Raw genomic sequence first — 12,541 nt, 5'->3', positions numbered from 1 at the left:
GTAGGCGCTGCGCGCGCGCCCGGCGGCGCTCCGGTCCGTAGTGCGCGCACGGCGTCCGGATAAAAAAAGGGGGCGATCGCTCGCCCCCTCTTTGCTGCCCGCGGTCGTGCCGCGTCAGAACGCGACGAAAGGCGCCGCGCCGCCGCTCGAGCGCTTGTCCATCCCGAAGTAGATCGCCTTGCCGTAGAAGTGCGGCATGCCGATGTCGAGCCATCCGGACGAACCGAACGGGCCCGCGATGTCGTTGAACGCGAATGTCGACGCGTTCGAGAACAGCGAATCCGCGTTCGCGACGGGCATCGACACGGTGCCGCTCGCGCTGTTCTGGCCAGTCAGCGTCGCCGTATAGGTGGTCGTCGACGACGGGCAGTAGAACTGCGTGTTCCTCGAACAGACCGTCTGCGCCGAATCGTTGAAGAAATACGCGTTCGATCCGGTATCGAAGAAAGCCGTCACCGTGCTGCCGAGGAACGACGCGCTGACATCGCCCGTCGTGGTCGATGTCATGACGGTCGACGCACCGAGCGCGTTGTTGCTCTGCGTGCCGATCCCGAATGTCAGCGTCCCCGTCGCGCTGGCCTGCCCGCTGCTCGAGATGTTCGGCATCTGCACGATCACGCCGTTGTTGTCGGTCGCGAAACGATGAACCGGGTTGGCCACCTGCTGCGCGACAGGCACGAGCGCGACCGCGCAGCTCGCATTGCCGTTCGGGCATGCGTAGTAGTTGTTGCTCGACGACGTCGACGTCGCGCAGGTCGTACCGCAGTCGACCGGCGCCGGCCCGATGCCGAGGATGCCGTTCGCACCGAGCGCGCTCGCCGAGTTGGCCGATGCGCCGCCGTTCGTGCACGAGCTCGGCACGCCCGTCGTGCCAAGGTCGCCGATGATCTGCACGGGCAGCGAGCTCGCCTGTTCGGTGCCGATCGACAGGTCGACGGTGCGCACCGAGCCCCACGTATAGCTCGACACGAACTTGCCGCACTCGGCGACCGGCGCGCCGCCGCTCGTCACTTGCGGCAGGCTGCCGAGCACGCCCGACACCGCGCTGCCGACCAGCCGCAGCCCGTAGGACGCGGTATCGACGAGCACGTTGCTGACCACCTGGCAGGTCGACGTGCCCGGCGCGCAGACCTTCACGTTGACGGTCGGGATGTTGATCACGTTCGCGGCGCCGGTGCCGACCGTGATGACGGCCGTGTTCGCGGTATTGCCGTCCGACACGGTCGAACCGTTGCCGTTGCCGCCGCCGTTGTTGCCGGAGCTGCCGCCGCCGCCGTCGCCGCCGCCGCATGCCGTCACGAGCACGGCCGTCGCGGCCGCGAGGCCCAGCACGCCGAGCCAGCGCTTGAATGTACGAGGAATTCTCAAGATCGCTCTCCCGCTGTCACTGGATGTCGTTGCCGGCGAGGCCGGCAGGCAGCGCCGCCGGCAGCCACGCCTGGCCCGAGAAGGCGCCCATGTGGCCGCCCGTCCGGATCACGAGGCCGCTCGTCGCGACGGACACGGGCGCGCGCCAGCCGCGCGCCGCATGCGCCGCCTGGACGCCGGCGGTGTACTGCGGGAAATAGCTGCCGAGCAGCGACGCGAGATCCGGCATCGTCGGCCCGCGCCATGCGAGGCCGAACACGCTGCCGGCGGCCGACGTGTATTCGTGGATGACGGTGCCCGATCCGAGCGTGATCTCGCGGACGGTATAGGCGGCCGTGCTCGTCTGCACGCCGTCGGCCGAACGCATCGCGCGCTGCATCGCGCGCACGGTTGCGGCCTGATCGTCCGCCGGCGGCGACATCGGCGCGCCGCCGAGTTCCGCGTGTGCGTGGACGGTCCACAGCACCCCCATTGCAGCCGCCGCGTGCGCGACGGCCCAGCCCAAGCGTTCCAGCTTCACGTTCCCTCCCAAGGGACTGGCTTCGTTGCCGGAGGCGCAGCCATCGTGCCCGCGCCGCCAGTCAACATATGAAATTCGTATGAATGACGCTCTGTTGCTGCTGACGCGTAGTATGCCTGCTGAGTGTGTCCAGGTGTCAATTCGACACAGCCCGTATAGGGTCGCGCGTGCGGGGCGAGCGGGGGGAAACGTGGCGGGAACGGCGCGACGCATGCATCGGGCGGCCCCGCGAAACGGGGCGCGCCGATGCACTGCGGAAGGATCAGAAACCCAGGCTCGCGAGCAGGTCGTCGACCTGCCCCTGGTCCTGGACCACGTCGGATTTGCCTTCCGGCGCGATCTGCGGGCCGTTCAGCAGCGACTCGGGGCTGCCGGTCGCGCTCATCTGCTCGGCCGCGAGCGCGGCTGCGGTGGCCGCGAACTGCTCGCGCCGCTCGGGCGCGATGTTCTCGACGAGCACGGTGAGGAGCTGCTGCTCGATCAGGTAGACCATGTCCATGATCTTCTTGATCACCTGCCCGGTCAGGTCCTGGAAATCCTGCGCGAGCATGATCTCGAGCAATTGCGCGCTGGTCGCCGACGTCGACTCGGGCAGCGCGCGCAGGAACGCGCGCGTATCGTCCATCAGCTCGCGCACTTCCGCGTGCTCGATCGGCGCCGCGTACCACTGCGCCCAGCGCGCGTCGAGCGCCTCGGCCTCGTTCTGGATACGCTCCTGCACGGGCTTCGCGACCTCGATCGCATTCAGCACGCGCACGGCGGCCTGCTCGGTCATCGTCGCGACGTAGCGCAGCCGGTCGCGCGCATCGGGCACGGCTTCGGCCGCGCGCTCGACATGCTTGTCGAGCCCGAGCTCGCGCATCGAATCGCGCAGCGCGCGCGTGACCTGGCCAATGCGCGCGAGAATGCGGTCGCTCGCGAAATCGGCGCCTTCTGGGTGGCTGTCGGCGCTGAACCCCGCGCCGGCGAGCGCCGCATGGATCGGCTCGTTCACGTCAGCTCCCGGTCTTCGCCATCTTGTCGATGATCTTGTTCAGCTTCTCGTCGAGCGTCGCGGCCGTGAACGGTTTCACGACGTAGCCGCTCGCGCCCGCCTGCGCGGCCGCGATGATGTTCTCCTTCTTCGACTCGGCCGTGACCATCAGCACCGGCAGGTGCGTGAGCGTCGCGTCCGCGCGGATTTCCTTCAGCATCGCGAGGCCGTCGAGGTTCGGCATGTTCCAGTCCGAGATGACGAATTCGAAGCCGCCGCCGCGCAGCCGCGCGAGACCGGCCGCGCCGTCCTCGGCCTCGTCGACGTTCGTGTAGCCCAGTTCCTTGAGCAGGTTGCGGACGATCCGGCGCATCGTCGGGAAATCGTCCACCACCAGGATTTTCATGCTCTTGTCCATCGTCGTTCCTTTCCAGATTCGTTTCCGTCGGGACGCGTATCGTGGCACGCGCCCCGTGACATTCCATTCAAACGCGCTGCACGCGGTCGCCCATCGTCGCCAGTCGCGCCATCACGCGGCGGCTCATCTCGGCGAGCGGCGCGATCTCGTCGGCGCCGCCGAGCGCGATCGCCTCGCGCGGCATCCCGAACACGATGCAGCTCGCCTCATCCTGCGCGAAAGTGTGCGCGCCCGCGCGTTTCATTTCCAGCAGGCCGGCCGCGCCGTCGCGGCCCATCCCGGTGAGGATCACGCCGATCGCATTCTTGCCCGCATGCGTCGCCGCCGAGCGGAACAGCACGTCGACCGACGGGCGGTGACGGTTCACCGGCGGCTCGTCCGACAGTTGCGCAATATAGTTCGCGCCGCTTCTCGCGAGCAACAGGTGCGCATGGCCCGGCGCGATGTACGCATGACCCGGCAGCACGCGCTCGCCGTGCTCCGCTTCCTTCACCGCGATCCGGCACAGGCCGTTCAGCCGCTGCGCAAACGACTTCGTGAAGCCGGGCGGCATGTGCTGCGCGATCAGCACGGCCGGCGCATCCGGCGGCAGCGGCGTCAGCACCTCGCGGATCGCCTCGGTGCCGCCCGTCGACGCGCCGATGATGATCAGCTTCTCGGTACTGACGAGCGGGTTGTTGATCATCGGCGCGGCCGCGGGGCTATCCGCCGCGCGCGCGGCGGCCTGCGGCTGCGGCGCCTGGCGCACGCGCGCGCGCGACGCCGCGCGGATCTTGTCGGCGAGCTTCTCCGCGTAGTCGAGCATCCCGTCGCGAATCCCGACGCGCGGCTTCGTGACGAAATCCACCGCGCCCAGTTCGAGCGCGCGCAGCGTGATCTCCGAGCCGCGCTCGGTCAGCGACGACACCATCACGACCGGCATCGGCCGCAGGCGCATCAGCTTCTCGAGGAAGTCGAGCCCGTCCATGCGCGGCATTTCGACGTCGAGCGTAAGCACGTCGGGGTTGTGCTGCTTGATGAGATCGCGCGCGACGAGCGGATCGGGCGCGGTCGCGCACACCGTCATGTCGGGCTGGCTGTTGATGATCTCCGTCATCAGGCTGCGGATCAGCGCCGAATCGTCGACGCACAATACTTTGATCTTCTGCACTGCGGTCATGCCTCCTGCTTTTTCGATAGGTTCGTCGCGTACGGGCCCCCGGCATACGAGCTCCCGGCGGACGGGTTCGCTGCCCGCACGCCGCCTGCACTGCCCGCGCTGCCGGTGCCGCTCGCGCTCGCGCCGCGCGCGCCGAACAGCTCGATGCGCGGGCGCGCCGGCTGCGGCGCGGCCGGCCGTTTCGCCGCGAACAGCTCGACATGCGGGCGCGGCCGCGCGGCGCCGGCGCGATCGGCCTCGCGCGCGAGCGCGGCTTCGCGCTCGGTGACGCCCGGCACCTGCAGCCGCAGCTTCTTCACCATCGCGCGCCCCGTGTGCGGCATGAATGCGACCTTGCGCGGATGGACATCCTGCAAGTCTTCCGCCGTGATGCGGATGCGTTCGAGCGCGAGGTAGCGGCGCACGAAATCCGCGTTGCGATCGCCGATGTTGATGGTCGTCATCCCGGCCAGCACGGCCGCGCCGCCGAACACCTTCGCCTCGAGGCGCTCGCGGCGCCCGCCGGCCTTGATCAGCTCGTTGATCAGCACTTCCATCGCGTACGCGCCGTAGCGCATCGATTCCGACGCGGCCGCGCCCGGATCGGCGCCGTCGTCGGGCAGCATGAAGTGGTTCATCCCGCCGATGCCCGCGTACGGGTCGTGCAGGCACGCAGCGACGCACGAGCCGAGCACGGTCATCAGCACCATGTCCTCGGACGTCGTGTAGAACTCGTTCGGCAACAGCTTCACGCCGGGACGGCCGAAGTGGTTGTCGAAATAGCGATTGGTCGCGATCGGCAGCGCGCTCATCCGCGATCTCCATAGGCGGGCGCGGCTTCCGCGGCCCGTGCACGCACGGGCGACGGCATGGCCGCCGCCGCGGGCGCCTGCGCGCCGTGCGGCCGCGCACCCTGTGCGGCGTCGCGTGTCAGTTCGTACACCGTCTGCCCGCGCAGCCGGAACGCCTGCGTGACATACGTGAAGTTTTCCGAATGGCCGGCGAACAGCAGCCCGCCCGGCTTCACGAGCGGCGCGAAGCGCGACAGCACCTGCCCCTGCGTCGGCTTGTCGAAATAGATCATCACGTTGCGGCAGAAGATCGCGTCGAACGGCTTCGCGATCCCGTAGTCGGCATCGGTCAGGTTCAACTGCTCGAAGCGGATCATTGCGCGCAGCTCGGGGCGCACCTTCACGCGGCCGGCCTGCGGGCCCGTGCCCTTCAGGAAAAAGCGCTTCAGCCGCTCGGGCGACAGGTGCTTGACCTGGTCGTACGTGTAGATGCCGGCTTCCGCCTTCGCGAGCACCTGCGTGTCGAGATCGGTCGCGAGGATCGACGCGCCGCGCGCCGCCGATTCGCCGAGCGCCTCGATCAGCGTGATCGCGATCGAGTACGGCTCCTCGCCGGTCGACGCCGCCGAGCACCACACCGACACGGGCGCCGGCCGCCCCTTCACGAACTCGGACAGGATCGGGAAGTGGTGCGACTCGCGAAAGAACGCGGCCAGGTTGGTGGTCAGCGCGTTGGTGAACGCTTCCCACTCGAGCGGATCGTCTTCCTGCTCGAGCAGGTCGAGGTAGTCGCGGAACGTGTCGAGGCCGCGCGCGCGCAGCCGCCGCGCGAGACGGCTGTACGCCATGTCGCGCTTGTGCTCGGACAGCGAGATCCCCGCGCGTTGGTGGATCAGCGCGCGGATGCGTGCGAAATCCGCGCCCGTGAACGCGAAGTCGCGCCCCGGCTCGCCCGCGCGGGGCGAGGCATCCGGTGCATCGGGTCGAAACGGCGCGCGCGCGTTCGGCATGGCTTAGAAGGTCTCCCAGTCGTCGTCGGACGTGCCGGCCGCGGCCAGCGCCGGCTTCTCGCCGTTCAGCGCGGGGCGCACGAGCGCGGGCTTCGCGGCCGGCTTGTCCGCCGCGGCGGCGGCCGACTTCGCGAGACGCGGCCCGTAGCCGCCGGCAGCGCCGCCGCGGGATGCGGGTGCGTCCTTCGGCGTGCGCGCACCCGAGTCCGCTGCGCGCTTCGGCTGGCTCGCGCCCGCCGCAGCCGACGTGGCCGCATGCGACGCCGCCGCGCCGCGCCGTGCCGGTTGTGCGGCAGCCTGCGGCGCCGGCAGCGCGGCGACCGGCGCAGCGTCGTGACGCGGTTCCGACGGCAGTGCCGGCACGGCCGCCGCTTCATGCGCGCCCGGCCGCGCGACCCCGCGCGCCGGCGCGAGCACGATGCCGCCCGCGACGCGCCAGCTCGACACGATCGTCTTCATCTGGCGCGTCTGCTCCTCGAGCGACGCGGCCGCGGCCGCTGCCTGCTCGACGAGCGCCGCGTTCTGCTGCGTGACCGAATCCATCTGGCCGACCGCGCGGTTGACCTGCTCGATGCCGGTCGACTGCTCTTCCGACGCGGCGCTGATCTCGCCCATGATGTCGGTCACGCGGCGCACGGCCTGCACGATCTCGTCCATCGTCGAGCCCGCGCGCGCGACGAGCGCCGACCCGCTGTCGACCTTCTCGGCCGAATCGCCGATCAGCTGCTTGATTTCCTTCGCGGCGCTCGCGCTGCGCTGCGCGAGCGAGCGCACCTCGCCCGCGACCACCGCGAAGCCGCGCCCTTGCTCGCCCGCACGCGCGGCTTCGACCGCCGCGTTCAGCGCGAGGATGTTGGTCTGGAACGCGATGCCTTCGATCGTGCCGATGATGTCGACGACCTTGCCCGAGCTCGCCGCGATGTCCTGCATCGTCGACACGACCTGGCCGACGACCTCGCCGCCCTGCGTCGCGATGTCCGACGCGTTCACCGCGAGCTGGCTCGCCTGCCGCGCGTTCTCCGCGTTCTGCCGCACGGTGCCCGTCAGCTGCTCCATGCTCGACGCGGTTTCCTGCAGCGACGCCGCCTGCTCCTCGGTGCGCTGCGACAGGTCGATGTTGCCGGTCGCGATCTCGCGCGCGCCGACGTCGATCGACTCGGTGCCGCGATGCACGGCCTGCACCATCGTCGTGACGGCGTCCTGCATCCGCTTGATGCCGCCGAACAGGCGGCCCATCTCGTTCGTGCTGGACACGTTCACCGGCTGCGTGAGATCGCCGCCGGCGATCCGCTCGAAGTGCGCGATCGCGTCCTCGAGCGGCTTCACGATCAGCCCGCGCATCGCGAAGCGGATCGCGATCACGACCACGAACGCGATCGCAATGCCGGCCGCGATCAGCGCGACCATCAGCGAGATCTGCGACTGCGTCGCGGCCTGGCGCTCTTCCGCGCGCTTCTGCAGCGACGCGATCACGGCCGCCGACGTCTGGTCGAACGCGACGAACAGCGGGCTGATCTTCGCGTCGGCAATCGCGTGGTACGCCGCCATGTCGCCCGCGCGCGCCGCGGCAAATTCGGGCTCGACGCCTTCCTTCATGATCGTCGTGTAGCGGGCGGTGAGCTCGTCGAGGAGCGCCTGCTCGACACCGAGCTTCGGCAGCGACTGGAACGCCTGCCAGTTCTGGTTCGACTTCGCATACAGCTCCTGCGCCCGGTCGAGCACCTTCGCCGCCTCGGCCGCATTGCCGGCTTCGGTCAGCGTACGGAAGCGGTCGAGCGCAACGCGCGAGCGCAGCAGGTGCGCGGCCGTGTCGTCCAGCGTATGGATCGCCGGCAGGTCGACGTGCGCGATCTCGTCGAGCGAGCGGCTCGCGTGATTGAGCGCGTAGAGGCCGAGCCCGCCGACCGCGGCGGCCAGGCACACGAGGATGAGTCCGACCGCCGTCAGCGTCGTGCGGATCGACCAGTTATGCAACATTGCAGATTCTCCCGAAATTCCTGCGCGCGCGGCGCGCTTACCCGCCGAGTGTTTCGATCAGCGCCATTTCACGGCTCGACATCAGCTTCTCGATGTCCATCAGGATCAGCATCCGGCCGTCGACCGTGCCGAGGCCCGTCAGGTACTCGGTCGTCAGCGTCGCGCCGAATTCCGGCGCCGGCATGATCTGGTCGGTCTGCAGCGTCAGCACGTCCGACACGCCGTCGACCACCATCCCGACCACGCGATGCGCGACGTTCAGGATGATCACGACGGTCTGGTGGTCGTACTCGACGCGGCCGAGATGGAACTTGATCCGCATGTCGACGATCGGCACGATGATCCCGCGCAGGTTGATCACGCCCTTGATGAAGTCCGGCGCGTTCGCGATGCGCGTGACGCTGTCGTAACCGCGGATCTCCTGCACCTTCAGGATGTCGATCCCGTATTCCTCGTCGCCGAGCGTGAACACGAGGAATTCCTGGCCCGTCGCGTCGCCTTGCGCCGCGTCGCGGCGGCCGGTTGTCGCATTGGCCGCGTTCGCCGCGGCCGGATGAATCATTTGGACTTCAGCAGACACGTTTGCCCCCAATCGGTTGATGGCGAGAGTCAGAACATCGCGAGCTCGGCGCCGGCTCGGGCGCCGTGCATCGCACGGGTTTCTCGGTTCAGTGCCGCGACGTCGACGATCAGCGCGACGCTGCCGTCGCCGAGGATGGTCGCCGCCGAGATGCCATGCACCTTGCGGTAGTTGGTTTCGAGGTTCTTCACGACCACCTGCTGCTGGCCGACCAGCTCGTCGATCAGCATCGCGAAGCGGCGTCCCTCGGTTTCCATGATCGTGACGATCCCCTGCGTCGGGTCGGTGCGCGCGTCCTCGACCGAGAACACTTCGTGCAGCGCGACCAGCGGCAGGTATTCGCCGCGCACGCGCACCACGCGCTCGCCGTTGCCGACCGTGTAGATGTCGTCGTTCGACGGCTGCAGCGACTCCATCACGAAGTTCAGCGGCAGGATGAAGATCTCGCTGCCGACCTTCACCGACATCCCGTCGAGGATCGCGAGCGTCAGCGGCAGCACGATCCGCGTGGTCGTGCCGCGGCCGGCCTGCGACGTGATCTCGACGTGACCGCCCATCGACTGGATGTTGCGCTTCACGACGTCCATCCCGACGCCGCGGCCCGATACGTCGGTCACCGTCTCGGCGGTCGAGAAGCCCGGCGCGAAGATCAGCTGCCAGACTTCGTCGTCGCTGATGTTGTCGGACACCGGCATGCCCTGCTTCGCGGCCTTCGCGAGGATCCGCTCGCGGTTCAGGCCCGCGCCGTCGTCGCTGACCTCGATCACGATGTTGCCGCCGTGATGCGCGGCCGACAGCACGAGCTGGCCGACCGCGTCCTTGCCGGCGGCGACGCGCTTGTCGACGGTTTCGATCCCGTGGTCGAGGCTGTTGCGCACGAGGTGCGTGAGCGGGTCGATGATCCGCTCGATCAGGCTCTTGTCGAGCTCGGTCGCCTGGCCGAACGTGACGAGCTCGACCTGCTTGCCGAGCTTGCCGGCGAGGTCGCGCACGAGCCGCGGGAAGCGGCTGAACACGTAGTCCATCGGCATCATGCGGATCGACATCACGGCTTCCTGCAGGTCGCGCGCATTGCGCTCGAGCTGCGCCATCCCGTTGAACAGGCGGTCGTGCAGTGCCGGATCGAACGCGGTCGCCGTCTCGGCGAGCATCGCCTGCGTGATCACGAGCTCGCCGACGAGGTTGATCAGCTGGTCGACCTTCTCGACGCCGACGCGAATCGAGCTGCCTTCGGCGCCCGATGCGGCCGCGGCGGCCGGGCGCGCACGCTTGTCGTCGTGATGCGCGACCGCCGGTGCCGCGTGTTCGGCTTGCGGCTGCTGGGGTTGCGGCGGCTGTGTGGCTGCGGCAGCGGCCGGCTCGACGGTTGCGGGAGCCGGTACCGGTGCGGCCGGTTGCGGCGCGGCGGCCTGCGGCGTGAATACCTCGACGCGAGCGGGTTGCGCGGCGGCGGCCGGTTCGGCAGCCGGTGCAGCGGCGTCCTGCGCGGCAGCCGGCGCGGCCGGCGCCGTGCCGTGCGCGACGCGGATCTGGCTTTCGTCGATCACGAAGCAGCACACGGCGACGATGTCGTCGGACGGCACGTCCGATTCGAGCCACAGCGTCAGGTCGGCGCCCGTTTCCTCGCGGCCGACGATCCGGCCGAGGTTGCCGAGTTCTTCGCTGAGCAGCTCCCGGTCCTTCGCGTCGACGCCCGCGAGCGTGATCTTCAGGTGCGGGCCGCCAACGCCTGCGTCGGCCGCCGGATGCGCGGCCGCGACGGCCTGCTCGACCACATGATCGGGCGCGCGATCGCCGCCGGCGGCGGGCTCCGCGGCCGGTGCGACGACAACTGCGGCCGGCACGGCGGCAGCGGCGACCGGCGCGGCAGGCGCCGGTGCGGCCGCAGCGGCCGCCGGTGCGCCCGTGCCGCTCTCGGCCTTCAGCCGTTCGAGCTTCGCGCAGATCGTCGCGGCGGCTGCCGCGTCCGGTTCGGCGCTCGCGCGGTAGTCGACGAGCTGGTCGGACAGCACGTCCTTGGTCTCGAGGAACGCGTCGACCATGTCCTTGGTCAGCGTCAGCTCATGGTTGCGCGCGCGGTCGAGCAGCGATTCGAGGATGTGCGTCGTATCGGTCAGCGCGGAAAAGCCGAACGTCGCCGCGCCGCCCTTGATCGAATGCGCGGCGCGGAAGATCGCGGCCAGGTCTTCGGGGTCGGGCGAGTCGACGTCGAGGTTCAGCAGAAGCTGCTCCATCTGCGCGAGCAGCTCGTCCGCTTCGTCGAAAAAGGTCTGGTAGAACTGCGTGATGTCGAGAGTCATGCCCGGTCACCGGTTGGATTCGTCGCGTTCATGTCAGGAGGCAGCCGGCTCGGACAGCGTCGCGACCAGGTCGACCAGCACGACCGGGTCGATCGGCTTCTCGATCCAGCCGGTCGCGCCCGCGTCGCGCGCGGCGTCCTTGAAGGCATCGCTGCCTTCGGTCGTCAGCACGAGGATCGGCGTGTCCGCATACGCGGTCAGCTTGCGCAGCGCGGCGATCACCTCGAGCCCGCTCTTGCGCGGCATGTTCTGGTCGGTCAGCACCAGGTCGTACGGCGCGGTCGCGGCCATGTCGAAGCCGGCTTCGCCGTCCGGCGCCACCGTCACGTCGTAGCCGGCCTGCGCAAGCGTTGCCTGCAGCAGCGCACGCATGGTCGCGGAGTCGTCGATGGCGAGAATGGTTCGGATCATGTCTGTCTCGGAATCGTGGAAACGTCAGGGTTTCGGCGCCACGGCGGCGGCGCTCGCAACCACCGGACGCGCGGCCGGCGACGGGCCGGCGAGCTGCTGCGCGAGCAGCTTCGAGCCCGCCGCGTCGGCCGACAGCGTCGTGGTCGTCGCGTCGTCGCGCATCAGCGCTTCTTCGGATTTGCGGTTCAGCACGATCACGCTGATCCGGCGGTTTTCCGGATCGAGCGGGTCGGCCTTGTTCAGGTTCTGCGTCGACGCGAGGCCGAGCACGCGCAGCACTTTCGCCTCGTCCATGCCGCCGGCGATCAGCTCGCGGCGCGACGCGTTCGCGCGGTCGGCCGACAACTCCCAGTTGCTGTAGCCGCCCTCGCCGCCCGCGTACGCCACCGCGTCGGTGTGGCCCTGGACGATGATCCGGTTCGGCACGTCGTTCAGCGTCTTGCCGATCTCGCGCAGGATGTCGCGCATGTACGGCTCGACGTGGTCGCTCGACATCGCGAACATCGGCCGCTTCTGCGTATCGACGATCTCGATGCGCAGCCCCATCAGCGTCGAGTCGATGCGGATCTGCTGCTTGAACTGGCGCAGCGTCGGGTTGGCCTCGATCGCGGCCATCAGCTTGATCTGCAGGTCGTGCAGGCGCGCCTGCTCGCGCCGCTCGACCGCGCCCTGCGCCTGCGCTTGCGCCTGCTCGTCGACCGGCTTCGCGACGCGCTCGGCGAGCGACGTCGTGCCGTCCGTGCGGCGCAGCGTGCCGGCGTCGGCGCTCGACAGGTCGCGGCCGCCGCCGTTGATGATGCTGGAGTCCTGCGAGCTGCGGTCGCCGCTGCCGAACAGCGCGGCCTTCAGCGGCGTGTTGAAGTATTCGGCGATCCCCTTCAGCTGCACCGGCGTGACCGAGCTCAGCAGCCACATCAGCAGGAAGAACGCCATCATCGCGGTCATGAAGTCCGCATACGCGAGCTTCCATGCGCCGCCGTGGTGGCCCTTCTTCGCCGGGGCCACCCGCTTGACGACGATCGCGCGATCCTTGCTCTTGCTCATCGGTCGCTCCG

At 69.3% G+C, this 12,541-nt stretch carries 12 protein-coding genes; all 12 read right to left on the bottom strand.

The annotated features are described in order from the left end of the window. Positions 1–114: 114 nt before the first annotated feature. The 12 genes from ABD05_RS06940 to motB all read right to left on the bottom strand — a co-directional run bounded on the left by ABD05_RS06940 (position 115) and on the right by motB (position 12,530). Positions 115–1,368, bottom strand: coding sequence for a DUF3443 domain-containing protein (locus ABD05_RS06940; RefSeq protein ID WP_047899521.1), 1,254 nt, complete (start codon positions 1,366–1,368; stop codon positions 115–117). A 16-nt stretch (positions 1,369–1,384) separates the two neighbouring features. After that, positions 1,385–1,888, bottom strand: coding sequence for a DUF2844 domain-containing protein (locus ABD05_RS06935; RefSeq protein WP_047899520.1), 504 nt, complete (start codon positions 1,886–1,888; stop codon positions 1,385–1,387). 262 nt (positions 1,889–2,150) lie between these two features. After that, positions 2,151–2,882 carry a protein phosphatase CheZ gene (gene cheZ / locus ABD05_RS06930; RefSeq protein ID WP_047899519.1) on the bottom strand — a complete coding sequence of 244 codons (732 nt, stop codon included), beginning with the start codon at positions 2,880–2,882 and terminating at the stop codon, positions 2,151–2,153. A 1-nt stretch (position 2,883) separates the two neighbouring features. After that, positions 2,884–3,279, bottom strand: coding sequence for a chemotaxis response regulator CheY (gene cheY / locus ABD05_RS06925; RefSeq protein WP_034183905.1), 396 nt, complete (start codon positions 3,277–3,279; stop codon positions 2,884–2,886). 67 nt (positions 3,280–3,346) lie between these two features. Beyond that, the gene (locus tag ABD05_RS06920; protein ID WP_047899518.1) at positions 3,347–4,438 is read right to left on the bottom strand and encodes a protein-glutamate methylesterase/protein-glutamine glutaminase; all 1,092 of its coding nucleotides are present in this window, start codon (positions 4,436–4,438) and stop codon (positions 3,347–3,349) included. Then, positions 4,435–5,229 carry a chemoreceptor glutamine deamidase CheD gene (gene cheD, locus ABD05_RS06915; RefSeq protein ID WP_047899517.1) on the bottom strand — a complete coding sequence of 265 codons (795 nt, stop codon included), beginning with the start codon at positions 5,227–5,229 and terminating at the stop codon, positions 4,435–4,437. The genes ABD05_RS06920 and cheD overlap by 4 nt, the downstream gene beginning before the upstream one ends. Then, the gene (locus ABD05_RS06910) at positions 5,226–6,218 is read right to left on the bottom strand and encodes a CheR family methyltransferase (RefSeq protein WP_047899516.1); all 993 of its coding nucleotides are present in this window, start codon (positions 6,216–6,218) and stop codon (positions 5,226–5,228) included. The genes cheD and ABD05_RS06910 overlap by 4 nt, the downstream gene beginning before the upstream one ends. A gap of 3 nt (positions 6,219–6,221) precedes the next feature. Beyond that, positions 6,222–8,195 carry a methyl-accepting chemotaxis protein gene (locus tag ABD05_RS06905; RefSeq protein ID WP_047899515.1) on the bottom strand — a complete coding sequence of 658 codons (1,974 nt, stop codon included), beginning with the start codon at positions 8,193–8,195 and terminating at the stop codon, positions 6,222–6,224. A 37-nt stretch (positions 8,196–8,232) separates the two neighbouring features. Next, positions 8,233–8,757 (bottom strand): chemotaxis protein CheW, encoded by a 525-nt coding sequence (gene cheW / locus ABD05_RS06900; RefSeq protein WP_034183900.1) that lies wholly within the window; start codon positions 8,755–8,757, stop codon positions 8,233–8,235. 47 nt (positions 8,758–8,804) lie between these two features. Continuing rightward, positions 8,805–11,075, bottom strand: a complete 2,271-nt coding sequence (gene cheA, locus ABD05_RS06895) for a chemotaxis protein CheA (protein ID WP_047899514.1) — start codon at positions 11,073–11,075, stop codon at positions 8,805–8,807. Between the two features lie 33 nt (positions 11,076–11,108). Continuing rightward, positions 11,109–11,486 carry a response regulator gene (locus ABD05_RS06890; RefSeq protein ID WP_047899513.1) on the bottom strand — a complete coding sequence of 126 codons (378 nt, stop codon included), beginning with the start codon at positions 11,484–11,486 and terminating at the stop codon, positions 11,109–11,111. A 24-nt stretch (positions 11,487–11,510) separates the two neighbouring features. Continuing rightward, positions 11,511–12,530, bottom strand: coding sequence for a flagellar motor protein MotB (motB, locus tag ABD05_RS06885; RefSeq protein ID WP_047899512.1), 1,020 nt, complete (start codon positions 12,528–12,530; stop codon positions 11,511–11,513). Positions 12,531–12,541: the final 11 nt, after the last annotated feature.

The sequence above is a fragment of the Burkholderia pyrrocinia genome (assembly GCF_001028665.1).
In the GTDB taxonomy this organism is placed as follows: Bacteria; Pseudomonadota; Gammaproteobacteria; order Burkholderiales; family Burkholderiaceae; genus Burkholderia; species Burkholderia pyrrocinia.
Note: the sequence above shows the minus strand (reverse complement) of the source record. Positions and strands in the feature narration are given on the sequence as shown.

Coding starts and splice junctions, on each gene's coding strand:
- cheY (WP_034183905.1), bottom strand. CDS start 3,279: ATGGACAAGAGCATGAAAATCCTGGTGGTGGACGATTTCCCGACGATG.
- ABD05_RS06920 (WP_047899518.1), bottom strand. CDS start 4,438: ATGACCGCAGTGCAGAAGATCAAAGTATTGTGCGTCGACGATTCGGCG.
- cheD (WP_047899517.1), bottom strand. CDS start 5,229: ATGAGCGCGCTGCCGATCGCGACCAATCGCTATTTCGACAACCACTTC.
- ABD05_RS06910 (WP_047899516.1), bottom strand. CDS start 6,218: ATGCCGAACGCGCGCGCGCCGTTTCGACCCGATGCACCGGATGCCTCG.
- ABD05_RS06905 (WP_047899515.1), bottom strand. CDS start 8,195: ATGTTGCATAACTGGTCGATCCGCACGACGCTGACGGCGGTCGGACTC.
- cheW (WP_034183900.1), bottom strand. CDS start 8,757: ATGATTCATCCGGCCGCGGCGAACGCGGCCAATGCGACAACCGGCCGC.
- cheA (WP_047899514.1), bottom strand. CDS start 11,075: ATGACTCTCGACATCACGCAGTTCTACCAGACCTTTTTCGACGAAGCG.
- ABD05_RS06890 (WP_047899513.1), bottom strand. CDS start 11,486: ATGATCCGAACCATTCTCGCCATCGACGACTCCGCGACCATGCGTGCG.
- motB (WP_047899512.1), bottom strand. CDS start 12,530: ATGAGCAAGAGCAAGGATCGCGCGATCGTCGTCAAGCGGGTGGCCCCG.